The sequence below is a fragment of the Streptacidiphilus sp. MAP12-20 genome (assembly GCF_041262525.1).
Taxonomy (GTDB): Bacteria; Actinomycetota; Actinomycetes; order Streptomycetales; family Streptomycetaceae; genus Streptacidiphilus.
This window is the reverse complement of the sequence record NZ_JBGCCK010000009.1, coordinates 20,658-46,323: the sequence shown is the minus strand read 5'-3', so window position 1 is coordinate 46,323 and position 25,666 is coordinate 20,658. Positions and strand designations below refer to the sequence as shown.

The 25,666-nt window shown below is 72.0% G+C and carries 18 protein-coding genes and 1 pseudogene; 8 read left to right on the top strand and 11 right to left on the bottom strand.

Translation table 11 applies throughout. The annotated features are described in order from the left end of the window. Window positions 1-29: 29 nt before the first annotated feature. On the top strand, window positions 30-1,322 hold the full coding sequence (locus tag ABIA32_RS14155; RefSeq protein ID WP_370094745.1) for an MFS transporter: 1,293 nt from the start codon (window positions 30-32) through the stop codon (window positions 1,320-1,322). After that, entirely contained in the window at window positions 1,252-2,589 is a 1,338-nt protein-coding gene (locus ABIA32_RS14150; protein WP_370094743.1) for a D-arabinono-1,4-lactone oxidase, read from the top strand. Before ABIA32_RS14155 ends, ABIA32_RS14150 begins: the two co-directional genes overlap by 71 nt. A 24-nt stretch (window positions 2,590-2,613) precedes the next feature. Here the strand turns inward: ABIA32_RS14150 and ABIA32_RS14145 are convergent, their stop codons facing one another. After that, a complete protein-coding gene (locus ABIA32_RS14145) occupies window positions 2,614-3,417 on the bottom strand; it encodes a hypothetical protein (RefSeq protein WP_370094741.1) in 804 nt (267 codons plus the stop codon). Window positions 3,418-3,912: 495 nt separating this feature from the next. On the opposite strand from ABIA32_RS14145, the gene sepH reads away from it, so the two are divergent. Beyond that, the gene (sepH, locus tag ABIA32_RS14140; protein WP_370094739.1) at window positions 3,913-5,082 is read left to right on the top strand and encodes a septation protein SepH; all 1,170 of its coding nucleotides are present in this window, start codon (window positions 3,913-3,915) and stop codon (window positions 5,080-5,082) included. 81 nt (window positions 5,083-5,163) lie between these two features. Here sepH and ABIA32_RS14135 read toward each other — a convergent pair whose 3' ends face one another. Beyond that, complete coding sequence (locus ABIA32_RS14135) at window positions 5,164-6,036, bottom strand: sulfurtransferase (RefSeq protein ID WP_370094737.1); 873 nt, start codon at window positions 6,034-6,036, stop codon at window positions 5,164-5,166. Between the two features lie 58 nt (window positions 6,037-6,094). On the opposite strand from ABIA32_RS14135, the gene ABIA32_RS14130 reads away from it, so the two are divergent. The 3 genes and pseudogenes from ABIA32_RS14130 to ABIA32_RS14120 form a co-directional block, all read left to right on the top strand. Continuing rightward, window positions 6,095-6,871 (top strand): VOC family protein, encoded by a 777-nt coding sequence (locus ABIA32_RS14130; protein WP_370094735.1) that lies wholly within the window; start codon window positions 6,095-6,097, stop codon window positions 6,869-6,871. 225 nt (window positions 6,872-7,096) lie between these two features. After that, complete coding sequence (locus ABIA32_RS14125) at window positions 7,097-8,167, top strand: substrate-binding domain-containing protein (RefSeq protein ID WP_370094733.1); 1,071 nt, start codon at window positions 7,097-7,099, stop codon at window positions 8,165-8,167. Between the two features lie 145 nt (window positions 8,168-8,312). Further along, window positions 8,313-8,969 (top strand): annotated as a pseudogene (locus ABIA32_RS14120) (alkaline phosphatase family protein); the annotation flags it as partial. 161 nt (window positions 8,970-9,130) lie between these two features. Here ABIA32_RS14120 and ABIA32_RS14115 read toward each other — a convergent pair. From ABIA32_RS14115 to ABIA32_RS14085, 7 genes are all read right to left on the bottom strand, one after another. Further along, on the bottom strand, window positions 9,131-10,048 hold the full coding sequence (locus ABIA32_RS14115) for a sugar phosphate isomerase/epimerase family protein (protein WP_370094731.1): 918 nt from the start codon (window positions 10,046-10,048) through the stop codon (window positions 9,131-9,133). After that, a complete protein-coding gene (locus tag ABIA32_RS14110; protein ID WP_370094729.1) occupies window positions 10,045-11,382 on the bottom strand; it encodes an alpha-L-fucosidase in 1,338 nt (445 codons plus the stop codon). Before ABIA32_RS14110 ends, ABIA32_RS14115 begins: the two co-directional genes overlap by 4 nt. Before the next feature lie 72 nt (window positions 11,383-11,454). Beyond that, window positions 11,455-12,480, bottom strand: coding sequence for a hydroxyacid dehydrogenase (locus tag ABIA32_RS14105; protein ID WP_370094727.1), 1,026 nt, complete (start codon window positions 12,478-12,480; stop codon window positions 11,455-11,457). A gap of 30 nt (window positions 12,481-12,510) precedes the next feature. Beyond that, on the bottom strand, window positions 12,511-13,377 hold the full coding sequence (locus ABIA32_RS14100; protein ID WP_370094725.1) for a carbohydrate ABC transporter permease: 867 nt from the start codon (window positions 13,375-13,377) through the stop codon (window positions 12,511-12,513). Next, window positions 13,374-14,330: a carbohydrate ABC transporter permease gene (locus ABIA32_RS14095; protein ID WP_370094723.1), complete on the bottom strand. Its 957-nt coding sequence runs from the start codon at window positions 14,328-14,330 to the stop codon at window positions 13,374-13,376. The genes ABIA32_RS14100 and ABIA32_RS14095 overlap by 4 nt, the downstream gene beginning before the upstream one ends. A gap of 10 nt (window positions 14,331-14,340) precedes the next feature. Further along, window positions 14,341-15,675: an ABC transporter substrate-binding protein gene (locus ABIA32_RS14090; protein ID WP_370094721.1), complete on the bottom strand. Its 1,335-nt coding sequence runs from the start codon at window positions 15,673-15,675 to the stop codon at window positions 14,341-14,343. A 202-nt stretch (window positions 15,676-15,877) separates the two neighbouring features. Then, window positions 15,878-17,056 carry a substrate-binding domain-containing protein gene (locus tag ABIA32_RS14085; RefSeq protein WP_370094719.1) on the bottom strand — a complete coding sequence of 393 codons (1,179 nt, stop codon included), beginning with the start codon at window positions 17,054-17,056 and terminating at the stop codon, window positions 15,878-15,880. A gap of 149 nt (window positions 17,057-17,205) precedes the next feature. Here ABIA32_RS14085 and ABIA32_RS14080 point away from each other — a divergent pair, with 149 nt between their 5' ends. Further along, window positions 17,206-20,052: a glycoside hydrolase family 2 TIM barrel-domain containing protein gene (locus tag ABIA32_RS14080; RefSeq protein WP_370094717.1), complete on the top strand. Its 2,847-nt coding sequence runs from the start codon at window positions 17,206-17,208 to the stop codon at window positions 20,050-20,052. A gap of 37 nt (window positions 20,053-20,089) precedes the next feature. Here ABIA32_RS14080 and ABIA32_RS14075 read toward each other — a convergent pair whose 3' ends face one another. Further along, window positions 20,090-23,083, bottom strand: a complete 2,994-nt coding sequence (locus ABIA32_RS14075) for a polysaccharide lyase family 8 super-sandwich domain-containing protein (RefSeq protein ID WP_370094716.1) — start codon at window positions 23,081-23,083, stop codon at window positions 20,090-20,092. Window positions 23,084-23,359: 276 nt separating this feature from the next. Next, window positions 23,360-24,424: a LacI family DNA-binding transcriptional regulator gene (locus tag ABIA32_RS14070; protein WP_370094714.1), complete on the bottom strand. Its 1,065-nt coding sequence runs from the start codon at window positions 24,422-24,424 to the stop codon at window positions 23,360-23,362. A gap of 61 nt (window positions 24,425-24,485) precedes the next feature. On the opposite strand from ABIA32_RS14070, the gene ABIA32_RS14065 reads away from it, so the two are divergent. After that, the gene (locus ABIA32_RS14065) at window positions 24,486-25,637 is read left to right on the top strand and encodes a Gfo/Idh/MocA family protein (RefSeq protein ID WP_370094712.1); all 1,152 of its coding nucleotides are present in this window, start codon (window positions 24,486-24,488) and stop codon (window positions 25,635-25,637) included. The last annotated feature ends 29 nt before the right edge of the window (window positions 25,638-25,666 follow it).

Genomic DNA, 25,666 nt, shown 5'->3' with positions numbered 1-25,666 from the left:
AAACCACCCACATTCCTTACGGAGCTCCTGTGTCCGCCGCGTTGTCCGCGCTCTCCGCCTACCGCCGGATCTTCACCGAGGCCCCGGGCAGCCTGGCGTTCTCGGCTGCCGGACTCATCGCCCGGATGCCGCTGTCGATGGTCGGCATCGGCCTGGTGACCATGCTCTCCACGCTCCGCGGCGACTACGGCCTGGGCGGCGCGGTCTCGGCGACCTGCGCGCTCGCCGCGGCCCTGCTCGGCCCGCAGGTCGCACGCATGGTGGACCGGTTCGGCCAGACCAGGGTGGTGCTCCCGGCGACCGGCGTCACCGTCGCCGCCATGGGCGCCCTGCTGCTCTGCGCCGCCCTCGGCGCGCCCGACTGGACGCTCTTCGTCTGCGCGGTCGTGGTCGGCTGCATGCCGGCCATGGGCTCGCTGGTCCGTGCCCGCTGGGCGCACCTGTACAAGGGCTCGCCGCTGCTGCACACCGCGTACTCCTTCGAGTCGGTGGTCGACGAGATCGTCTTCATCGTCGGACCGATCCTGGCGGTCGGCCTGTCGACCTCCTGGTTCCCGGAGGCGGGCCCGCTGCTCGCGACGATCTTCCTCGCCGTGGGCGTGCTGCTGTTCTGCACCCAGGGCCGCACCGAGCCCCCGCCGCACCCGGCCGCCCAGGCGGCCGGCGGCACGTCCGCGCTGCGCACCCGGGGCCTGCTGGTGCTGGTGCTGACCTTCGTGGGGGTCGGCGCGGTCTTCGGCAGCGTCGAGGTGACCACCGTGGCCTTCGCCGACCACCTCGGCCACAAGTCGCTCTCCTCCATCGTGCTGGCGGTCTACGCGCTCGGTTCCTGCATCGCCGGGATCGTCTTCGGGGCCCTGAAACTGCGCGGACCGCTCTCCCGGCGGTTCCTGGTGGGGATCATCACACTGGCAGTGAGTATGCTGCCGCTCCTATTCGTGAAGAACCTCGTGGCCCTGGCGCTGGCGCTGTTCGTCGCCGGGCTGTCCATCTCCCCCACCATGGTCACCACCATGGGGCTGGTGGAACGGATCGTGCCTGCGGCCAAACTGACCGAGGGCATGACCTGGACCACCACCGGGCTCGCCGTCGGCGTGGCCTTCGGCTCCTCGGCCGCGGGCTGGGTGGTGGACGCCGCGGGCGCCGACGCCGGGTTCCGGGTGACCGTGGCCGCCGCGACGCTCGCATTCGCCGCGGCGTTCCTCGGCTCACGCCGGCTCCGGTCGGCTCCGGAACAGCAGGAGCGTGCACGTGTCGACGCAGACCACGCAGACCCAGACCACGCAGACCCAGCCAGGTCTGTGGAGCAACTGGGCCGGTAACCAGACCGCGCGCCCGCGACGGGTGGTCGCACCCGGCTCGGTCGCCGAGCTGGCCGAGGCGATCGGCGCGGCGACCTCCGACGGCCTGCCGGTCAAGGCGGTGGGCAGCGCCCACTCCTTCACGTCCATCGCCGCCACCGACGGCGTGCTGATCCGCCCGGACCGCCTGACCGCCGTGCGCGGGATCGACCACGCGGCGGGCACGGTCACGGTCGAGTCCGGACTCGGACTGGAGAAGCTGAACCAGCTGCTGGAGCACGCCGGCCTGGCGCTCACCAATATGGGCGACATCATGGTGCAGACCGTCGCGGGCGCCACCAGCACCGGCACCCACGGCACCGGCCGCGCCTCCGGCTCACTGGCCGCGCAGATCAAGGCCCTGGAGATCGTCCTCGCCGACGGCACGGTCACCCAGTGCTCCCCGACCGAGAACCCCGAGCTGTTCCAGGGAGCCCGCCTCGGCCTCGGCGCTCTCGGCGTCGTCAGCGCGATCACCTTCGGCGTGGAGCCCGCCTTCCTGCTCACCGCGCACGAGCAGCCGATGTCCTTCGACGAGGTGGTCGGCCGCTTCGAGGAGCTGGCGACCGGGAACGAGCACTTCGAGTTCTACTGGTTCCCGCACACCGAGGGCTGCAGCACCAAGCGGAACAACCGCAGCGAGGGCCCGGCGGCGCCGCTGCCGAACTTCAAGAAGTGGCTGGACGACGACTTCCTGTCCAACACCGTCTGGGAAGGCGCCTGCCGGGTCGGCCGGGCGCTGCCGAAGACGATCCCCGGCATCGCGAAGATCGCCAGCAAGGCCTGGTCCGAGCGCACGTACACGGACGTCTCGTACAAGGTGTTCACCAGCCCGCGCCGGGTCCGCTTCGTCGAGATGGAGTACGCGGTCCCGCGCGAGGCGGCCACGACGGTGCTGCGGGAGCTCAAGCGGCTGGTCGAACGCTCCGACTGGAAGGTCAGCTTCCCGGTCGAGGTTCGCGTCGCGCCCGCCGACGACCTGTGGCTGTCCACCGCGAACGGGCGCGACACCGCCTACATCGCGGTCCACCTCTACCGGGGCACCGCGGACCAGGGCTACTTCACCGAGGTGGAGAAGATCATGACGGCCCATCAGGGCCGCCCGCACTGGGGCAAGCTGCACACCCGCGACGCCGCCTACCTGGCGAAGGCCTACCCGCACTTCGCCGACTTCACGGCACTCAGGGACCGGGTCGACCCCGAGCGCCGCTTCGCCAACGACTACCTGCGGCGTGTGCTCGGCGACTGACCTGCCCAGACGCCCACCGGCCGCTCAGGGCGACGGCGTGACCTTCGGGGTCGCGGCGTCGCCCGAGGTGCCGGAGCCCGAACCGGCCCCTGAACCGGAGCCGGAGCTCGGTGAGCCCGACGGCGTCGTGGGGGGTGGTGTCGTGTCCGTACTCGGGCTCGTGCTCGGGCTCGGACTCGCGCTGGGTTTCGACGACGGGCTCGTGCTCGGCGTGGCAGCGCCCTGCTGCTTGCTGTCCGATCCGTTGCTCGACCGCCCGCCGGTGCTCTGCCCGCCCGTGCCCTGCCCACCGCCGGACGGGTCGGCCGGAGCGGAGGTGCCGGAGTTCGACCTCCCGCTGCTGCCGCCCCACTGACCGGCGGGCTTGCCCACCACCAGCTCCATCACGCCGACCGTCCCCATCGCCAGGGCGAAGACGAGCGTCGCGGTGACCGCGTAGACCTTCCAGCTCTTCGGCTTCCAGGTGTTCCGCCCGCGATAAACAGCCACGGCCTCGGCTGATTCCGGCGGGTTGATTCGCGCCATCATCCGGGTCCGCTCGCCACCCGGGTCGAACGGGTCGAAGACCTGCGTCTTCTCGCCGGTCCGCTCGCTTGCCCGCTCTTCCACCGGCTCCGCCGGATGCGAGGGCTCGACCAGCGCCGCGCCGCTCGACATCTCCCGGAGCTGCTCGCCGGTGCGCCGGAACAGGTGCTGGAAGAGCGCACCCCCGGTCGTCGCGCCGACACTCACCACCGCCGCGCCGAGAATCGTCCCGTACACACCGAGCTGCGAGGCCAGCACCGCTCCGACCACCGCCGCGAGGGCGCTCGCCGCCACCTGCGCCACGCTCAGATCGAGGGTCCTTCGCTCGGACGTTCGGCCCGACGTATCCAAATCCTCCATCAATGCCCCTCGATATCCGCCTTTCTCCATCGTGCACCAGGTACGACCGTTCGATGGACGGAGAGGTTCCGGATGGCCGAAATGTGTGAAGATGATCACCGTACGTCTCCCGGCGGACCGCCATCGGAGTGGCAACCCTTGAGAATCCGGTGATTCGGGGCACACTTGAGCCGCGAGCCGCACCATCCGGGCGCCACGAATGGAGTACTGTTCGTGAGGCCTGACTGCGCGCGGTCGGCGACGCTCGTCCCGGGGCGCTCGCCGCGCAAGACGCGATGCCAGGGAGAAGAGAAGCGACGAAAAGTGACACTGAGTCAAAAGAAGTAACTGTGCCATAACGGTGAGTCGCGGATAGAGGCCGACACACCGGGTAACTCTGCAATGTTGTGGTCCGCCGCCCCTCGGCACGCCACACTCGTTACGGGAGCAGCGACGCAGGTGACGTCGGCAGGCACCACCCGGGAGGTAACCGTGCCCGAACTGCGTGTCGTAGCCGTCAGCAATGACGGCTCACGACTGGTGCTCAAGGCTGCCGATTCGACGGAATACTTCCTTCCGATTGACGAGCGGCTGCGCGCCGCCGTGCGCGGCGACCGACCCCGACTCGGCCAGATCGACGTCGAGAGCCACCTGCGCCCGCGTGACATCCAGGCCCGGATCCGAGCCGGGGCGACGGCCGAAGAGGTCGCGCAGCAGGCCGGCATCTCCGTCGAGCGGGTCCGCCGCTTCGAGGGACCGGTCCTGGCCGAGCGCGCCTTCATGGCCGAGCGCGCCCGCAAGACCTCCGTCCGCCGCGCCGGCGAGAGCACAGGGCCGCAGCTCGGCGACGCGGTCGCGGAGCGACTGCTGCTGCGTGGAGCGGAGAAGGACAGCACCGTCTGGGATTCCTGGCGGCGCGACGACAGCACCTGGGAGATCGTCCTCGGCTACCGCGCCGACGGCTCGGCCCGACAGGCTCGCTGGACGTACGACCCGCCGCGCCGACTCGTCCAGCCCCTGGACGACGAGGCGCGCGCGCTGATCGGCGAGACCCCGGAGCGGACCGAGGAGCCGACCTTCCCGTTCGTCCCACGGATCGCCCGACTCCCCGGAGCCGACCGCGGCATGGGCATGCGCCCGCACGCGCCGGAACGCAGCCCGATCGAGCGGATGCCCGTCGAGCGGATGCCGATCGAACGCATGCCCGTCGAGCGGATGCCGATCGAGCGGATGCCCGTCGAGCGCATGCCGATCGAACGCATGCCGGTCGAGCGCGGCGTGCCCGAGCGCACGCCCGATCCCGCCGCCGCGCAGGCGGACGCGCTGGACTCCCTCGACGCGCTGACCAGCATTCTCGACGTCGTCCCCGCCACGCTGCCGTCCGCGCTTCCGGACGAGGCGACGGCTGCCGCCGTCTCCGAGCCCGAGGCGCCGGCCGCGGCGGCGGCGGGCGCCGGCTCCGCATACGCCGACATCCTGATGCCGCGCACCGCGACCCCGCACCGCGACCGGCTCATCGGCTCCACCGACCGCCAGGCCGAGGCTGACGGCGTCCGCCCCGGTCGCCGCGCCGCAGTGCCGAGCTGGGACGAGATCGTCTTCGGCACCCGCCGCAAGAAGCAGGACTAGCGCGCAGTCGCGTCGTTGCGTGAGGGCTGGACCCGCCGGGTGCGGGTCCAGCCCTCAGCGCTGCGGCGGCGCGGCTCCGCGTCAGCTGTCCGCTCGGCCCGGTCGCGGGCCTGTCGCCGCGGGGCGGGCGGGGTCGCCGGACCACTCGCTCCAGGAGCCCGGGTAGAGCGTCGCCGCCAGCCCGGCCACGTGGAGGGCCAGGATGCTGTGCGCGGCCGTCACGCCGGATCCGCAGTAGACGGCGATCTCTGCGTCCGGCGTCGCGCCCAGCGTCAGGAACCGCTCCGCCAGCCGGTCGGCCGGGAGGAAGCGTCCGTCCGCGTCGACGTTCTCGCTCGTCGGCGCGGAGATCGCGCCGGGGATGTGTCCCGCGCGCGGGTCGACCGGCTCGGTCTCGCCCCGGTAGCGCTCACCCGCACGGGCGTCGAGCAGCACGCCGGACCAGCCGCCCGCGCCGTCGGCGTCGACGGTCGGCAGCGCTCCCAGCGTCACGACGAAGTCCCCCGACCCGCCGGACCCGACCGACTCGTCCGCCGGCTCGGCCAGCGAGAGCGGCAGCCCCGCGTCCGCCCAGGCCTTGAGGCCACCGTCCAGCACCCGCACCCGCTGGTGACCCGCCCAGCGCAGCAGCCACCAGGCGCGCGCCGCGGACATCGAGGTCGCCGCGTCGTAGACGACGACCTCGCGGGCGGCGGAGACGCCGGCCCGGCGCAGCGCCGCCTGCAGCACCTGCGGCTCCGGCAGCGGGTGCCGCCCGGCGGCGCCCGGAGCGGCGGCCAGCTCGCGGTCAAGGTCCACGTAGTGCGCACCCGGCAGATGCCCCTTGGCGTACTCCTCCGCACCGGGCGGTCCGCCCAGGGCCCAGCGGATGTCCAGCAGCACCGGCGGCTGCTCGCCGCCGAGCAGCGCGGCGAGCTCGTCGGGGGCGATCAGGGTGGTCGTCGACTGATTCATGGGGACATTCTTGCGCCGAGAGCGGCGTCGGGGGTCGGCAGGTGGCAGCATCGGGAAGGTGAGTGACAGCTTGCGGCAGCCACAGGGCACTCCCTGCTGGGTGAGCCTGATGGCGCACGACCTCCCCGCGGCGCGCGAGTTCTACGGCGCGCTCTTCGGCTGGGCGTTCACGCCCGGCCCGGCCCGGCTCGGCCCCTACGTCAGAGCCAGCGTGGAGGGCCGCCTGGTCGCCGGCATCGGCGCCACCGCCGCGGTGGAGGGGTTCCCTGTCGACTGGGTCACCTACTTCTCCGTCGACAGCGCCGACCAGGTCGCCCAGCGGATCCGCGACTGCGGCGGCACCGTCGCCCTGGGCCCGCTCGACTCCGAGGACGCCGGTCGGCTTGCGCTCGCCGCCGACCCGTTCGGCGCGGCCTTCGGCATCTGGGAGCCGCACGCCCACACCGGCTGGCAGCTGCGGCGGGCGCCCGGCGCCGTGGTCTGGAGCGAGTTGCTCGCCCCCTCGGTGCTGGAGGCAGCCGACTTCTACGCGAAGTGCTTCGGCCTGTCTGCCGTGGAGGACGGCCTGGCCGAGGTGGCCAGTGACGAGGACGCCATACTGCTCAAGGTCGGCGGCCACCGCATCGCGGGCATCCGCCAGGCCGGTCCCGAAGAGCCGCAACCACGCTGGCGGGTCTACTTCGCCGTCGCGGACCTCGACGTGGCGGTCAAGACCACGGAGGCCCTGGGCGGACACCTGGAGCAGGGCGCGCTGGGCACCCACTACGGCGAGGTCGCCTTCCTCCGCGACCCGCAGGGCGGCCCCTTCGCGCTCGTGCGGCTCGCGGACGTGTGATCCGGCGCGGTCGTCCTGATCAGGCCGGAGGCCCTGATCAGGACGGAGCGCAGGAGCTGCCCCGCCCCGCCCCCACTGGCCGGGGCGACCTGATCGAGTGACCGGATGATTGTTTCGCGAAAGGCGCAGCTGCGGATTCGCTAGGCTTCGGTAGGCGAGCCGCCAGTCCCGTCCCACCTGGATTCGGCCTCACGCCCACCGTCGCCGAGCTCTGAGGGGGGAACCGTGCGCCTTTCCGTCGACGAACGGCACGAGCAGATTCTGCGCCTGGTCCGCGAGCGCGGCTCACTCCGGGTCACCGACCTGGCCGACGCGCTCGGCGTCTCGGCCGTGACCGCGCGCCGCGACGTGGAGATCCTGGCCGAGCTCGGGCGGCTGCACCGCGCCCACGGCTTCGTGACCTGGCCGGATCCCGGCGCCCCGGTCCGGTCGGCCTGGCCGCCGGACACCGTGCTCGGGCTGCTGGTACCGGCCGCGTCCTACTACTACGCCGAGGTCATCCGCGGCGCGAAGACCGCCGCCGCGGCGGCGGGTGTGCGACTGATCCTGGGGATCTCCGACTACCGGCCCGAGCAGGACAGCGCGCAGATCGCCTCGATGCTGAGCGCCGGCGTCGGCGGCCTGCTGCTCACCCCCACCTGGCCGGACGGGACGCCGAGCGCCGCCGAGGAGGAGGCCCTGCTCGGGCTCGGTGTCCCGACGGTGCTGCTGGAGCGCCGCGCCTCGCCGGGTTCTGGCCTGGCCGAGCTGGACCGGGTCTGCACCGACCACGTGCACGGCGCGTCCGTCGCGGTACGCCATCTCGCGGCGCTGGGGCGTCGCCGCATCGCGCTGCTGGCCCACCCCGGCACGCCCACGGCCGAGTTCATCAGCACCGGATACCGGGTCGGCATGGCCTCGGTCGGTCTGCTGCCGCCCCCGCTGCCGAAGCCGACCGACTTCGCCGACGCGCTGGCCGCTCTCCCCACCGCCGTCGCCGACGGCCAGGTCGACGCGGCGCTGGTGCACACGGACACCGACGCCCTGGTGCTGCTCCAGCAGCTGCAGGCGCACGGGCTGCGGGTGCCGCAGGACATCGCGCTGGTCGCCTACGACGACGAGACCGCCGCGCTCGCGGACGTGCCTCTCAGCGCGGTCGCGCCGCCCAAGCACGCGCTCGGCGAGACCGCGGTCGAGCTGCTGCTCCAGCGGATGGGCGAGGCTCCGGAAGCGGGGCCGGCAGGGGCGCAGCCGCCGCGCCGCCACCTGGACCTGCTGCCGGCGCTGCGGGTACGGGCCTCGACCGCCTCGGACTGAGCCGCACGCATCGCAACACTTGTTCAGACAAGTTTCTCCTTCCAGTCGATGGAAAGCGCTTTCCGAAGCAGCTGCGCACCGCTAGGGTGGCCACAGTCCAGCCGCCAGCCACCCCGCACCTGCTTCCGTCCGTGGAGAGCCCGCCATGCCAGACCCGCACCAGCCGACCCGCCGCGTCCTCGTCGTCGGCATCGACGGGGTCCGCCTCGATCTGCTCCCCGAGCTGGCCACCCCGCGCCTCGACGAGGTCGTCGCCGCCGGATTCCTCGCGCCGGTCCGGATCGACTCCGGCACGCCGACCATGTCCGGACCCTGCTGGGCCACCATCGCCACCGGCGTGCACATCACCAAGCACGCCGTCTGGAACAACGACTTCAGCGGCAACCGGCTGGCGATCTACCCGGACTTCCTGACCCGCCTGAACCACGGCTTCGGCCGCCGCACCTACGTCGCCGCCGGGTGGGAGCCGCTGGTGCTGGCCCGCAGCGGCGGTCCGCTCTTCAACGGTCCCTCCCGGCTCAGCTTCGCCGCACCGGCCGAGGAGAGCTGCGAGGAGTGGGAGGCCGTCGACGAGCAGATGGTCCGCGACGCCGTACGGGTACTGCGCGAAGAAGACCCGGAAGCGACCTTCGTCTACCTGGGCGCGGTCGACGAGACCGCCCATCTGCGCGGCTGCGGCGACGACTACCGCGGGGCGATCCTCCGCGCGGACGAGCGGCTCGGCCGGCTGCTGGACGCGGTCCGGGCCCGGCCCGGCTACCCGGACGAGGCCTGGACGGTGATCGTGGTGACCGACCACGGGCACGTCGACGAGGGCGGCCACGGCGGCGACAGCGAACTGGAGCGCACCGCCTGGATCGCCTGCTGCGGGCCGGACTTCACGCCCGGCCAGCGCGTCGCGCAGCTGCGCCACGTCGACGTCGCACCGCAGGTCTTCGCCTCGCTCGGCCTGCGCGCGGACCGTCACTGGACCCTGGACGGCCTTCCGTTCGCCGAATCCGCGGCAGCCGCAGCCGCTGTCGCAGCCGTCACGACCTCCGTCAGCCAGCCGTTGCCCGCCGTCAGCATCGGCGCCAACGGCTCCGCACCCGGGTACCAGCGCGCCTCGTACTCCCACACCACCCAGCCCGCGTAACCGCCCGCCACGGCCGCGGCGAGTGCCGCGGCCGGGTCGAGCACGCCGGCGCCGAGCGCCACCGGCGTCAGGTCCCCTTCCGCGCGCACGTCCTTGACCTGCAGATAGCCGAGGTGCGGCCGCAGCAGGTCGAAGGCGTCCGCCGGCTCGTCGCCGGCGAGCCGGGTGTGCAGCACGTCCCAGAGCGCGCCCGCGGCCGTCTCCGCGCCCGACCCCGACCCCGATCCCGCGCCCGCGCCCGCCGCACACAGCAGCCGCGCGGCGTCGGCGGCGGCGCGGTGCGAGTCGTGTGTCTCCAGCAGCACCCGCACACCGCAGGTCTGCGCCAGGCTCCCGACCGCCCGCAGCCGCCGGACGGCGCGCGCATCGGCCTGCGCCCGGGCCGCCGCGTCGCCCGCGAGCGCCCCGGCGCCGGGGAAGACCCGCAGGTTCCGGGCCCCGATGTCGGCGGCCAGCCAGATCTCGCGGCGTAGGTGCGCGAGCAGCGGCCCGTCGGGGCCGGGTTCGGCGATGCGTGCATAGCCCGCCAGTCCGATCGGAGTGATCCCGGCGCGCGCGAGTGAGCGGGCGACGAGCGAACGCTCGGCGCGATCGAGTCCCGGATGCACCGGCTCCTCCGGCGCACAGCGCAACTCCACCCCGCTGTAGCCGGAGCCGCTCAGCAACTCCAAGGTCTCGCCGAGCGGAAGCCCCGGCAGCCCGAGCGTGGACACCCCGAACCGGATCCCCGGCGGCTCCGGGCTCACGCGTGCCTGCGCCGTTCGGGCTCGTCGGCCCGGGAGAAGTCGAACTCCGGCTGCGGCTCGAGCGCAGGCACGGCCTCGTGACCGGTGGCGAACGCGCGCACCTGGGCCAGACCCCCCGCGAGCGCCGGTAGTTCGGTCGTCCCGTCCGGCGACGGCGCGGTCGACCAGCGGATCTCGAGCGTGTCCGCGACCGCTCGCGGGAAGGCGTGCACCCGGCGCACGCCCACCGTGCCGCCGGACGCCAGCAGTCGGCCGTCGGGTGCACGCACCTCGTGGCGGACGATGTGCTGACCTGTCGTCAACTCCTCGCGCAGCTCGAGATGGTCCAGCTCGGTCGGCCTCCCGAAGCGCATGCGCACACCACCGGCCGCTCCGTCGGGCAAGGGTTCGAGCTCCCCCGCCACCGGCGCGGCGAAGCGCCGACGCAGCTCGCCGGTGAAGTCCAGCAGCCGCTGCCGGTCCACCGGATCGAAGCGACCGCTGCGGTCCGGTGGAACGTTCAGCAGCAGCCCCGCTCCCAGACCCACCGACCGGTACCAGATCGCGAGCAGGTGTTCGCGGCTCTTCACCTGGTGCTGCTCTCCCGGATGCCAGAACCAGTGGCGGCGGATCGAGACGTCGCACTCCGGCGGCAGGTAGCGCACGCCGTCGAGCGCACGCCCCTCCCCCTCGAAGAGGCTGACGCCGGTCCGGTCCGCCGGATACCAGCAGGGGTCCGCTGCCAGGCCGTCCTCGTTGCCCACCCAGCGCAGGGTCGGGCGGCCCATGTTGAAGACCATCGCATCCGGCTGGTACCGGTCGATCACCGCCATCACCCCGTCCCAGTCGTAACGGCGCCCCTCCGAGCCTGCCCCGTCGAACCACAGCTCGGCGAGTGGGCCGTACTTGGTGCACAGTTCCGTCAACTGTCGCTGGTAGTAACGGTCGTAGGCATCAGGATCGGAGTAGCAGGGCGCGTGCCGGTCCCAGGGCGAGAGGTAGAGGCCGAGCCCGATGCCCACCTCCCTGCAGGCCTCGGCCAGTTCGCCGACCACGTCCCCGCGCCCATCCCGCCAGGGGGCGGAGCGGACCGAGTAGTCCGTGGTGGCGGTCGGCCAGAGGCAGAAGCCGTCGTGGTGCTTGGCGGTGAGGATCACGTGCGCGGCCCCCGCCTCGCGGGCGGTCTCGGCCCACTGCCGCGCGTCGAGTGCGATCGGGTCGAAGCTGCGCGGGTCGAGCGTGCCGTCGCTCCATTCGCGGCCGTGGAAGGTGTTCGGCCCGATGTGGACGAAGATCCCGAAACCCCGCTCCTGCCAGGCGAGCTGGCCGGCTGTCGGAACGAGCGGTGACGACATGGTGCTCCAGCTGGCTCGTGGGCCGTCAGACGTGTGGGGTTCAGGCCGTGCGGTATTCAGGCCGTGCCGTACTCAGGCCGTGCGGTCGAGTTCCTCGCGCAGCACGGGATGGGCGAAGGGCAGGTCCCGTCCGAAGCGGGCCACCTCGGCGATCGCCGAGTCCGCCATCCGATGCAGCTCACCGCCGACCGATCCGGCGATGTGCGGGGTCAGCACCACGTTCGGCAGCTCGTAGAGCGGGGAGTCGGCCGGCAGCACCTCCGGATCGGTCACATCGATCACGGCGTTCAATCGTCCTGAGGCCAGCTCCGCGATCAGCGCCTCGGTGTCGACCAGGGACCCACGGGCGGTGTTGATCAGGGTCGCTCCGTCGCGCATCAGGGCCAGCCGCGATCGATCGATCAGGTGTCGGGTCTCGGGCAGCGCCGGGGCGTGGATGCTCACCACGTCCGACGCCGCGCACAGCTCGTCCAGGCCGACCTTGCGCACGCCCAGTGCCCGCGCCTCGTCCTCGCCGAGGTAGGGGTCGCTGACCAGCAGCTCCAGGTCGTAGGGCCGGAGCAGTTCGATCACCCGGCGACCGATCCGCGAAGCTCCGATCAGGCCGACCGTACGACGGTAGTTGCCGACCTCGGGGTACCGGTGGTGCCAGTCGGAGCGGTGCCGCAGTCGGCGGAAGTCGTCCCTGGCGCGCAGCACCCCCTTGTTCGACATCAGCACGGACGCGACGGTGTACTCGGCCACCGGCAGCGCATTGGCCCAGGCCGCCGACGAGACGACCACCCCGCGCTGCCAGCAGGCCTCCGAGACCAGGTACTTGACCGAGCCGGCGGCGTGCACGATGGCCCGCAGCCGCGGCGCGGCCGCCAGCACCTCGGCGTCCACCGGGGGGCAGCCCCAGAAGGTGAAGAGCACCTCGGTCTCGGCGAGGGCCGCTCTGGCCGCCGCCGTCGAGAAGTCGTTCAGCACCGGGTTGCCGGGCGCGACCTCGGCCACGTCGTGCAGGCGGCGGAGCTGGTCCGGCCCCAGGATGCGCGGCAGCAGCCCCGGGTCCATGGCCAGCGCGGTGCGCGGCCGGTGGAGTCGGGAGACGGTCATGCGATCAGGCTCCTTGCTCGCCGGCAGCGGCTACTTCACGCTTCCGGCGGTGAGCCCGGAGCGCCAGAAGCGCTGCAGGCAGACGAACAGGACGAGGACGGGCAGCACCGCGATGACCGAACCGGAGATCACCAGCGACACCATCGACGGGGCGTCGGCGGCCACGCCCTGGTCCCAGATGTAGAGGCCGACGCTGACCGGGTAGAGGTTCTGGTCGGAGAGCATCACCAGGGCCAGGAAGAAGCCGTTCCAGATCGCCGAGAACTGGAAGAGCATGATCGTGGTGAAGCCGGACTTCATCATCGGCAGGCCGATCCGGCTGAAGATCCGCAGCTCCCCCGCGCCGTCGACGCGCGCCGCCTCGACCACCTCGTCGGGGACGTAGCCCTGGGCGAAGACCCGGGCCAGGTAGACCCCGAAGGGGTTGACCACGGAGGGGATCAGCACCGCCCACACCGTGTTGACCAGGTGCGCCTTGCTGGCGAGCAGGTAGAGCGGCAGCACGGTCGCCGCGCTCGGCACCAGCACGCCGAGCAGGACCAGGCCGAACAGCTTCTCCTTGCCCCGGAAGACGTACTTGTCGAAGGCGTAGCCGGCCGCGCAGCTGACCAGCGCGGAGAAGGCCGAACCGACGCCCGCGTAGAGCACGGAGTTGAGCAGCCAGCGGAAGTAGACCCCGCCCTCCTCGTGCATCAGGCCGCTCAGGTTCCCCCAGAGGTCCAGGTAGGAGAAGTCCAGGGTGTGGCCGCTCATGATGCCGGTGGAGCTCTTGGTCGCCGCGAAGATCATCCATATCGCGGGGAAGAACGCGTAGAGCGCGGCCAGGGCCAGCGCCGAGTTGACTGCGGCGGCGGACATCCAGCGCGGACGGCGCTTCGACGGTGCGGCGATGGTCATGTCCGCCTCCAGGGGTTCGAGAGACGGGTGACGGCGAAGGAGAGCAGACCGCAGACGAGCGCGAGCAGAATCGATCCTGCGGCGGCGTAGCCGTAGTTGGAGTCCTTGAACGCCTGCACCCAGTTGTAGAGGTTGGGCGTCCACTGACTCGTGATCACTGCGGGTGCCGACTGCTGCAGCAGCAGTGGCTCCTGGAACAGCTGCAGCACCCCGATGGCGGTGAACAGGCCGACCAGGCCGACGCTGCTGCGGATGCTCGGCAGCTTGATGCTCCAGGAGGTGCGCAGCTCCGAGGCCCCGTCGATGACCGCCGCCTCCAGCACCTCGCGCGGAATGGCCTGCAGCGCGGCGTAGAAGACCACCACGTTGTAGCCGAGGACCTCCCACAGCGCCACGTTGACCAGGGACGGCACCGCGACGAACGGCGAGCCGAGATCGAAGGTGATCCCGCCGCTCTGCAGGGCGGAGACGACCGGGCTCACGCCAGGTGTGTAGAGGTAGAGCCAGACGATCGCCGCGATGATTCCGGGCACCACGTGCGGCAGGAACAGGGTCAGTTGGAAGAAGCGCTTCGCCCGGGCGAGTGCGGAGTCGAGCAGCAGCGCCACCGTGAGCGAGCCCGCGATCATCACCGGCACGTAGAGCACGGCGAAGATCGCCACGTGCAGGAAGCCGTCCCGGTAGGCCGGGTCCTTCAGCACGTCCAGGTAGTTGCCGAACCCGCTGAAGACGGTGGTCGGCGGGCCGCCGAAACCGAGCCCCGAGTGGTGCTCCTTGAAGAAGCTGAGCCAGAGCGCATAGCCGATGGGGGCCAGCGTCGCCGCCGCGAAGAGCACGAAGAACGGCGCGAGCAGGGCCGCGGCCGCGCCGCCGGTCCGGAGGGTCCGGCGGCGGGCCGCGGGCGCCCCTTCGGACGTCCGCGGCGTGGCGGCCGGCTTGGTGAGGACAGCCACGGCTGCGACCTCAGCCCTGCGTCACGTTCAGGCCGGCGGCCTTGATCTGCGACAGGGTCTGGTTCTGCGCGGCCTGCACCGCGGCGCTGATCGTGCCGCCCTTGCCGACCTTGCCCCACGGGTCGGCGAAGTCGGCCCAGGTGCTCACCATCAGCGGCCCCCAGGTCCAGCCGTTCTTGACGGTGGTCGCGGCCTGCTTGCTGACGGCGTAGATGTCCTGGCCGCCGTAGAAGCTCGCGTCGAAAGCCTTCTGTGCGACGTCGGCCATGGCCGGGTCGGCGGGCAGGGCGCTGGAGGCGCCGCCCGCGACGCGGGTGGCGACGGCGTCGGCGTTGGTGGACATCCAGGAGGCGAACTCGACCGCGGCGGCAGCGTGAGTGCTGTTCTTGCTGACCGCGTAGCTGGAGCCGCCCATGGTTCCGGTGGCGGGGGTGCCGTCCCAGTTCGGGAGCGGGGCGACCGCCCACTGACCGGCCGAGGTGGGCGCCATCGGCTTGAGGTAGGCGCCCTCGTAGGAGCCGTTGATCATGCCGATCACGTTGCCGCTGCCGATGGCGGCGGTGAGTGCCGGGCTGCTGCTGAGGTCGGTGGTGACCTGGCCTGCGTCGATCAGGCCCTGCCAGTAGGCGGCGACCTTCTGGGTGTTGGCGTCGGTGAAGTTGACCTTCCAGCTGTCCCCGCTGGTGCCGAACCACTGGGCGCCGGCCTGCCAGGCGAGCGACGCGAACATGGCGGCGTCGTCGGTCGGGAAGTTGGCCAGGTGCAGCTTGGGGTTGGCCTTCTGCAGGGCGGCGGCGTCGGCCTTGAACTGGTCCCAGGTGGTCGGGACGGTCAGGTTGTACTTCTGGAACAGGTCCTTGCGGTAATAGAAGACCGTCGGCTCGATGTCGAAGGGGACGGCCCAGGTCTTGCCGCCGAGGGTGGTCAGCGGCATCGCGGTGCTGAGCGCGGAGCTGGTCGCGCTGCTCACGGACGAGCTGATGTCCTGCACGTCGCCCTGGCTGACGAAGTTCGGGAGCTCGGAGTACTCGACGTTGAAGAGGTCGGGACCGTTTCCCGCCTTGATCGCGGCGAAGTCCTTGGCGTAACCGGCCGGGCCGCCCGTGGTCTTCGAGAGGGTGACGTGGACGTCCTTGTGGGTCTTGTTGAACTCCGCGACGACCTTGTCCGAGTTCTTGGTCCAGGTCCAGAAGGAGATCTCGACGGGCTTGCCCGAAGCTGCGTTGGCGGCGTCGTTGTTGCTGCTCTTCGCGCTGCTGCCGCAGGCGGTGAGGGTGACCAGGGAGAGCGAGGCGCAGGCCGCGAGGGCGAGGGCGCGGCGACGGCGGGACGAGCTGTGCGTCATTGCTGAGCTCCTGTCGGAGGGCAACCCGGAGGGTGGGGGCCGCAGGCGGGGGTCAGGAAACGTGATCGAGGATCGTGATCGCCTCGGGGGGCTCGCGAGCGAACCGAGGCGATGAAGCGTCATCCTTGGGCTCGAATCGCTCGCCGTCAAGAGCGAATCATCGAAAAACTTTCATTTGATCACTCGATCGAAATCCGATGGGTCAGATGAGCAGATGCTCACGCCGCGCGGGCAGGACACCCGCCGGCTCCGGGGTGTCGCCGCAGGATACGCGCACCCTGAGCGAGGGCAGCAGGTCGAGGTGCCGGTGGGTGACCTCCTCGCCGTCCACGCCTCCGGCCCGCACCCGCAGCCGGTCGAGCAGCATCGCCACCGCCGTCTCGCCGAGCTGCCGCTTGGGCGGCGCGACGGCGGTCAACGGCACGTCGGCGAGCGCGGCCACCTCGTCGTCGTAGGCCACCAGCGCCAGGTCGTCGGGAACCCGCAGGCCCTGCTGGTGCAGCGCCTGGAGCAGGCGCAGCGCGTCCTCGTCGGTGTGCACCAGCGCCGCGTCGAGCCCGGCGTGCCGAACCGCCTCCACCACGTCGTCGGCCGCCCCTGTGCCACGCCCCCGCGGACCCGGCAGATCGAGCACCAGCGCTTCGAGGCCGAGCGCCGCCACGGCTGCCGCGTAGCCCTCGGCCAGATGGCCCGCGGTAGGCGTCTCCGCGCGCACCAGCAGGCCGATCCGCCGTCGGCCGAGGCGGGCCAGGTGCCGCACGGCGAGCCCCGCCCCCTCGGCGTGAGCGGTGCAGACCCGATCCAGCCCCGCCAGCCCGGTGCCGGCGGCTGCCCGGCGTTCGAGCAGCACCGCGGGCACCCCGAGCCCAAGGATCCGCCGCTCCTCGGCCACGCCGGGCTGTCCGCCGGCCCAGCTGGGCGTCAGCAGCAGGCCCACGACTCCGCTCTCGACCAGGGCGGCCAGCTGCACCCGGTCGGCCTCCGCCGAGTAGTGCGAGATGCCGAGCACCAGGCGAACCCCGGCCCGCGCGGCGGCCGCCTGCGCACCACGGATCACCTCGGCGTAGTAGTAGTCGGCGACCGGCACCAGCATGCCGATGACCAGGGGATCCGCGCCCGCGCCACCGAGCTGCCCAGTCACCGGGAGCGGTGGCAGCAGTGGCGCCGGTGGCGGGGCAGGGAAGAGCGGCGCGCCGCCCGGCCTGGTCACCCGCCCGTGGGCGCGGTCCAGCAGGCCCGCGACGGAGAGCGCCTCCACGTCGCGGCGCGCGGTGGCGGCGGACACCCCGAGCGCGGCGGCGAGCTCGCCCACTCTGAGGCTGGGTCGCTCGCGGAGCAGGTCGAGGATCTGCCGATGCCGGACCTCGGCGGTGGCGCGCATGTGCTTCCCCTTGCAGCTGTCGCGATTTTGAGCGATTCTTTCGCTTAGCGATCATACGATCATTCGCTCTTGACGCAACAGCCTCGGTTTCCTAGATTCGAGGCACTGCTCGCCCCGCCCGCGCCTGCCCCGCCGTACCGAGGAGCGCCGTGCCCCTGCCCTATGTGGTCGACCCCGCCCCTGGCGCCGGAGCGATCCCGCCCCGCACCACCGCCGACTCCGACGCCCCCGCCCTCTCGCTCAACGGTCCCTGGCAGTTCCGCCTCGACGACGGCCCGTGGACCGAGCTCCCGGTCCCGGCCCACTGGCAGCTGCACGGACACGGCTCCCCCGCATACACGAACGTCAGCTATCCCTTTCCGATCGATCCGCCGCACGTCCCGGACGAGAACCCCACCGGCGACTACCGACGCAGTTTCGAACTGCCATCCGACTGGCCGGGCACCGGCTCGGACGGCGGCGCGCGCACCCTGCTCCGATTCGACGGGGTCGACTCCTGCTTCGCCGTCTCGGTCAACGGCACTCCGCTCGGCCATGCCAAAGGAAGCCGACTGGCCCACGAGTTCGAGGTCGGCGAGCTGCTGCGCCCCGGCGCCAACACCGTCGAGGTGCGGGTGCACCAGTGGTCGAGCGGCAGCTACCTGGAAGACCAGGACATGTGGTGGCTCTCCGGCATCTTCCGCGACGTCACCCTGCTGGCCCGGCCCGAGCCCGCCCTCGACGACTTCTTCGTGCACGCCGGCTACGACCACACCACGGGCGCGGGCAGCCTCGCGATCGAAACGGCCGGCGCGACGGCCGGCTCCGGCGTCCGGCTCAGCATCCCCGAACTCGGACTGCACGACGTCGACCCGGCCGGCCCGCACCTGATCGACCGGGTCGACCCCTGGTCCGCCGAGGTCCCGCGCCGCTACGACGCCGTGCTGCGCACCGAGCGGGAGACGGTCCGCCTGCGGATCGGCTTCCGCACGGTCGCGGTCGTCGACGGGCTGCTCACCGTGAACGGAAGGCCGATCACGCTGCGCGGCGTCAACCGGCACGAGTGGCACCCGGAGCTCGGCCGCGCGCTGGACCGGGAGACGATGCTGGCCGACGTGCTGCTGATGAAGCGGCACAACATCAACGCGGTCCGGACCAGCCACTACCCGCCGCACCCCGCCTTCCTCGAGCTGTGCGACGAGTACGGTCTCTGGGTCGTCGACGAGTGCGATCTGGAGACGCACGGCTTCGAGCAGGTCGACTGGCGCGGCAACCCGAGCGACGACCCGCGCTGGCACGACGCGCTGCTGGACCGGATCCGGCGCACGGTGGAGCGGGACAAGAACCACCCCTCGGTGCTCCTCTGGTCGCTGGGCAACGAGTCCGGCACCGGCCGCAATCTGGAGGCGATGGCACGTTGGTGCCGCGCCCGCGACCCGGAACGCCCGATCCACTACGAGGGCGACTGGGACAGCGGCTACGTCGACGTGTACTCGCGGATGTACGCCTCGCACGCGGAGGTCGACGCGATCGGCCGGGGCGAGGAACCGCCGACCCGTGACGGATCGCTCGACGGGCACCGCCGTACGCTGCCGTTCGTGCTCTGCGAGTACGCCCATGCCATGGGCAACGGACCGGGCGGGCTGAGCGAGTACCAACGACTGATCGATCAGCATCCCCGGGTCCAGGGCGGCTTCGTCTGGGAGTGGATCGATCACGGCATCGCCCGCACGGACGCTCAGGGCCGCCGCTGGTACGCCTACGGCGGCGACTTCGGCGAGGAGCTCCACGACGGCAACTTCGTCGCCGACGGCCTGCTCTTCCCTGACCGCACGCCCTCCCCCGGCCTGATCGAGTACGCCAAGGTGATCGAACCGGTCGGACTCGAGCTGGAGACCGGCGGGACGACACTGCGCGTCCAGAACCGCTACGACTTCCGCTCGCTCGCTCACCTCGCGATCGGTTGGACCCTGGAGCGGGACGGACAGGCCGTCGCGGCCGGCGCCGTCGAAATGCCGCCGCTGGCAGCCGGCAGCAGCCTCTCGCTTCCTCTCGACGACGTACTGACCGCAGCGACGGCAACGGCCGGCGCTGCGCCCGGTTCCGAGCTGTGGCTCACCGTCAGCGCCAAGCTGACCGAGGACGAACCATGGGCCACGGCCGGCCACGAGGTCGCCTGGGGTCAGTTCCCGCTCGGCGCCATCGAGCCCGCCACCCGCCCCGACATCGACGTGGACCTGGACATCAACCCCGACGGACTGCTCGGCGTGGTCACGAACGCACGTCTGGACATCTGGCGCGCGCCCACCGACAACGACCGAGGCGGCGGCGAGCGGTCCCTGGCCCGCGCCTGGGAGCGAGCCGGACTGCACCGCATGCGTCACCGCACGATCGACGACGTCACGACGGCCGGTGCGCGCACCGTCCGCACCCGCGTCGCGCCGGCCGCCTCCGACCTCGGGCTGCTGGCGACCTACCGCTGGCGCGCCGAGGGTGGCGGGCTCCGGCTCGACCTGAGTATCGAACCCGACGGCGACGCCGCCCGCTGGGGCGAGCTCACGCTGCCGCGCCTCGGCCTGCACCTCGCCCTGCCCGGCTCACTGGTCCAGGTCGCCTGGTTCGGTCTCGGCCCCGGCGAGTCGTACCGCGACAGCCACGCCGCCGCCCGGGTGGGCCGCTGGGCGATGCCGGTCACCGCGCTGCAGACGCCCTACCTGCGGCCACAGGAGAACGGCAACCGCTCGGCGGTCCGCTGGGCGGAGTTCACCGACCCGCACGGTCACGGACTGCGCGTCGAGGGCGCGCCGGGCTTCGACTTCGCAGCCCGGCCGTGGAGCAACGCGGCCCTGGCTGCGGCGAGGCACCCGCACGAACTGGAGCCGGACGGCCAGTTGCACCTTTTCCTCGACCTCGCCCACGACGGCCTCGGCACCGCGTCCTGCGGCCCGGGCGCCCTCCCCGAACACCGGCTGCGCCCGGGGAAGGCGGAGCTCACGCTGCTCTTCCGACAGACCTGAACAGCTCCGCTGGAAGCTCCAGACTCGACGGAAATGCTCAGGCGTGCGTAATCACCTGCAGCACCGGCGGGTTGCTGCCGTTCTCGCGGCTGTTGAACACCGCCGCGAGACCGGCCGCTCCCAGCGGCCCGAACACCGTGACCGATGCCTTCCCGTCCCCGCCCGCGCCCGGCAGCGCCGCCGCCACGGCCGCCGTGACATCGAGGCCGACCCAGTCGTAGGCGGAGGAGATCCGACCGGTCCCCTGAGCCGTGCCCAGTGCGGGCGCGTTGTTCCAGGTCACGCCGGTCTCCGTCCAGGTGTCCGCGCCGGAGGCGAAGGCCTGGACCGTGGTGAGGGTGCCGCCGCTGTCCTGGACCTGTCCGTAGAGCCAGAGCACGGCCCGGCCGACGGTGCCGCTCAGCTGCGACACGTCGAAGGCGAGCAGCGCCTGCCGGCTGTAGCCGCTGCCGGTCGTGTTGGTGTTCTTGACTGCCAGCGTCGTCGCCGTGCCGTAGTTGACGCCGGCGTAGGACGCGCCGTCGCGCACGTAGGTGTCGGCGCTCGGGGCGAGCAGCGACGCCGTCTCCGGCACGGCCGCGCTTCCCGACGTGGTCAGGGTGACCGTGCGACTCGCTCCGTGTGCGCCGCCGACCTCCACCAGCAGCGTGATCCGGCCCGAGGTGCCCAGCACGCTCACGCCCTGCCCCGGCACGGCCGAGACGTAGCCGGAGCGGGCCAGCGTCACTCGAACCGTCGACGCCGTGCGCGAGGGATCGGCGACCGCCACGGTCAGCGTGCCGTTCTGCTCGCGCATCAGCACCGAAGCGGGCCCGGAGACCGTGATCGGCCCAGCGCTGCCTGCGACGAAGAAGTTGGCGGCGGTGACGCCGGAGGCGCTGTCGCTCACCGCCTGCACCGAAGCCGTGTTGGCCAGCACGCTGACCTGTGGCGACGCGGCGCGCGCGGCGGCTGCCGTCGCGTCGGCGCCGGGCATCAGCAGGTAGCTGTAGCCGACGTTGCTCGGGTCGGTGCCGTGCTCGAACCAGAGCGTCAGATAGCGGCGGGTCAACTGGGTGGTGGAGGCACCGGTGTTGATGTCGGACCAGGCGCCGGTGCGGGCTTCCCTCAGCGCGTTGACCGTCGCACCGCCCGGGAAGACGTACGCGCCGAAGCCGCCGATCGCGACCGACGTCGCCCCGGTGAAGGTGTTCGACCAGCCCAGCGTGGTCGACTGAACACTTCCGTCCACAGTGAGCGAATGAGTGCCGCTCGCGCCCAGGTTGCGGTTGTCGATCACCGTTTCGACCGGAACGCCGTCCGTGCAGCTGATCCCCGCGCCCAGGCACATGACCGAGTCGTCGAAGAAGAACCACGACTTCTTCCCGGTGATCGTGCTGCTCAGTCCGCGCAGGTCCTGGCCGACCGAGGCGTACGTGCCGTCCGTCGCGCCGCCGACCCAGACCGACGCCGGGTGCGAGGCACCCCAGTCGCCGCCCGCGCCATTGGCCAGGGTCACCGTGGAGACCGTCGTGCCCGGCAGCCGGTAGGGGTTGACCGTGGGCCAGAAGGCATCGGAGTACTGGCCGTTGCCTGAGCTCGCCCCCCACCAGTAGAGCATTCCGTCGTTGGTGTGCCAGCCCTTGAGGTTCTCGCCGTTGCCGGTCTCGTAGTAGGTGGTGCGCGCGCTCGCCATGCTCAGCGAGGCGGCCCAACCCGTACGCCGGAAGACGGCCCGGTCCATGCCGAAGACGTGCGCTCCGACGGGCTCGGCCGCCGCCGTCACCGTCGAGTCGTTGAGCAGCGCCTGCGCCCGCGCGAGCCCCGGCACGCCGACCGTCCGATCGCTCATGAACGGGCTGTAGTAGTCGCGCTGCGCCCAGCCCTTGACCATGCCCTTCCAGCTCGCCGTCTGCGCGGCGGGCGCCACCCCGGCGTCCGCCAGCAGCAGGATCCCGTTGATCAGACCGTGACCACGGGTGTGGTCGTCCTGCTGGATCTGCAGCGGATCGCTCAACTGCACGCCCCGGCTGATCGCCCGTCCGGAGACGCCGTCCATGACCAGCCCGTTGTAGAGGAACGGGGCGTAGGCGCGAGTGACCGAGTCGTACAGGTTCTGCACCCCTGGATCGGTGATCGCCCAGCTCGATCCGGAGAGCAGGTAGAGCAGCGAGGCGACCCCGCCCAGCAGCACCGCGCCGTAGGAGCCGGCGTAGGGCAGGTAGGTGTGCTGGATGAACGAGCCGTCCGCGTAGAGCCCGTCGCCGTTCAGCACATAGGGGAAGACCGGCGAGAGCCCGCCCTGCGCGGTCGTCAGCTTGGCCGAGCTCTTGCCCAGCACCCCGCGCAGCGCGAGCACATGGCAGAGGTCGACACGGTTGGCCCCGGTGCTGGTGCCGCTGTAGGCCGCGACGGCGGAGTCGGGGACGAAGTGGTCGATGGCGGAGCAGTAGTCCGCGATCTGCGTCGAGCTCAACTGCGCGTACATCAGCACGCAGATGTCCGCCAGCTGCTCCGGACTGCCGATCTGCCAGTCCCACCAGTTGTTGTACGTGGTGGTCGTGGGCGTGTAGGCGTGGGCGTGCATCCAGTCCAGGCCGGTGGCGATCGCGGTGGCCAGGGCGGAGCTGCCGGTCTGACCGGTTCCGGGCTGCACGTAGGCGAGTGCCATGGTCTTGAGGCGACTGAAGCTCGTGGTGACGTTCGCGGAGACGGTCCCGATGGGAAGGTCGGGCCAGAGCGAGCTGCTGGTCGCGGCCATGGTGCTGAGGTTGGTGCTCGCCTGGCTGCCGGTCGTGGCCAGCATGGTGGCGAAAGGCGCGGCGGTGGAGTCGAATCCGGTGCCGGTGAGCAGTTGCAGCCAGCGGGCCCGCAGACCGTCGTACGCGTCGGCGGCGGCTGCCGACGTGGCCGCGCCGAGCCAGCTGCCGCCGGCGGTCAGCGCGGTGACAGCCGCACCGAGCTGGATGAACCGACGGCGGCTGAGCGGGTGGGGCCCGCGGGCGGGGGTGAGGTCGGAGTTCGGTGTGGGGGAGTTGGAGCGGCTCTGCATCAAGGCCTCCTTGCCTCGAAACGTCCGTTCCGGGCAGGCGGAGGCGCGCCGCGTCAGTCTTGGCCGCGTCATTCCGGGGGAGCGGCGCGGGTGGGGAAGGCCCGCCTCCGTTCCCGGGTGGCATGACGGTAAACGCTTTCCAGTCTGCGGTCAACGACTCCGACAGCAAGCACCGCCGACCGACCGCAGGCGGCTACCGACCCGCCTCGCGCCCATCCTGCGCCGACACCCGCACCACAACACAACGCACCCACACCCGCACCGCCACCCGCAGTACTAGCGTCGCGCGAGCCCCGTACTCCCCCGCAGGATCAGCTCCGCGGGCAGCTTCACCTGCCGCGGCACCTCCGCGCCGTCCTCGAGGACGAGGCGAAGTGCCGCCTCGCCCGCGGCCTCCAGCGGGAGCCGGACCGTGCTCAGCGGCGGGCACAGGTCCGCCGCGAAGGGGACGTCGTCGAAGCCGACGACCGACACCTGCTCGGGCACCGCGAGCCCGAGGTCGTCCCTGAGCCCCGCCAGCGCACCCGCCGCCATGACGTCGTTGAGCACCAGCACCCCGGTCAGCTCAGGCCGCTCGGTCAACAATCGGACCGCCGCCCCCCGACCACCCTCGCGGGTGAAGTCCCCGGAGCGGACCGCGCCCGGATCCCACGGCGCGCCCAACGCGCGCAGCGCACGACGCGCCCCGTCGAGCCGGTGACGCACCGTCAGCAGCTCCTCCGGACCGGAGACCACGCCGATGCGCCGGTGCCCGAGCTCCCACAGCCCCTGCACCGCCAGCCCGCCGCCGGACCGGTTGGCCATGGCCACGGTGTCGAGATCCGGGCCCCGCTCGCCGATGCAGACGACCCGGCCACCGTCAGCCTCGAAGCCCGCGATCTCCTCCGCGAGGCGCTCCGTCGCGGCGGCGTCGACCGTGCCGCTGCCGGCCAGGATCACCGCCCGGGCGCGCTGAGCGCGCAGTCCACGCAGGTACTCCAGCTCCAGGCCGGGCTCACGAAAGGTGGCGGCGATCATCACCAGCAGGCGGTGCTCTCGCGCGGCTCGCATCGCCCCGGCCGCGATCGCGCCGAAGTACGGGTCGGCGACGTCGTGGACGATCAACCCGACCACCGAGCTGGTGGAGCGCGCCAGGGCCTGGGCCGGCGCGTTGGAGATGTAGCGCAGTTCCTCGGCCGCCGACTCGACCCGCCGCCGCAGCTCCTCGCCGACGGTGCGCGTGCCGCTGCCGTGCAGCACCCGGGACGCGGTCGCGAGCGAGACCCCGGCGTGCTCGGCCACCTGCAGCAGCGTCACACCGCCGGTGCGTGCCGGACGGGTCCTTGACCGTGGATTCGCCATGCTCGTAACGTACCTCTTGGAAAGCGCTTTCCATGACACTGACGAGAGGGGCGACACGCTCATGGCACAGAGGTCCATCGGCATCGTGATGAACGGCGTCACCGGGCGCATGGGCTACCGCCAGCACCTGGTCCGCTCCATCCTCGCCCTGCGCGACCAGGGCGGCCTCACCCTCCCCGACGGCACCGTGGTCATGCCCGAACCGGTCCTGGTCGGGCGCAGCGAGGAGAAGCTGCGCACCATCGCCGAGCGCCACGGCCTCACCCAGTGGACCACCGACCTGGACGCCGCCCTGGCCGACCCCGCCAACGAGATCTACTTCGACGCCCAGCTCACCCAGGTCCGCGAGAAGGCCCTGCGCGCGGCGATCGCGGCCGGCAAGCACATCTACACCGAGAAGCCGAGCGCCGACTCCCTCGACGCGGCCCTCTCCCTCGCCCGCGCAGCGCGCGACGCCGGGGTCAAGAACGGCGTCGTCCAGGACAAGCTCTTCCTGCCGGGCCTGCTGAAGCTGAAGCGCCTGGTCGACAGCGGCTTCTTCGGCCGGATCCTTTCCGTCCGCGGCGAGTTCGGCTACTGGGTCTTCGAGGGCGACTGGCAGGCCGCGCAGCGGCCCTCATGGAACTACCGCGCCGAGGACGGCGGCGGCATGGTGCTCGACATGTTCCCGCACTGGCACTACGTGCTGGAGCGGGTCTTCGCCCCGGTCCGCTCCGTCTACGCGCAGGCTGCCACCCACGTCCCCGAGCGCTGGGACGAGCACGGCCACGCCTACCGGGCCACCGCCGACGACGCCGCCTACGGGGTGTTCGAGCTCGACGGCGGCGTGATCGCCCAGATCAACTCCTCCTGGGCGGTGCGGGTGGACCGCGACGAGCTGGTGGAGTTCCAGGTCGACGGCACCGAGGGCAGCGCCGTCGCGGGGCTGCGCAACTGTCGGATCCAGCACCGCGCGACCACGCCCAAGCCGGTGTGGAACCCGGACCTGCCCGCCACCGAGCCGTTCCGCGCCCAGTGGCAGCAGGTGCCGGACAACCAGGACTTCGACAACGGCTTCAAGGTGCAGTGGGAGCAGTTCCTGGCACACGTCGTCGCCGACGCGCCGTTCCCCTACGACCTGCTCGCCGGCGCCAAGGGCGTGCAGCTGGCCGAACTCGGCCTGCGCTCCTCCCGCGAGGGCCGCCGTCTGGATGTCCCCGAACTCAGCCTCTGATCAGCAAGCTCTGACCACCAGGAGCACCC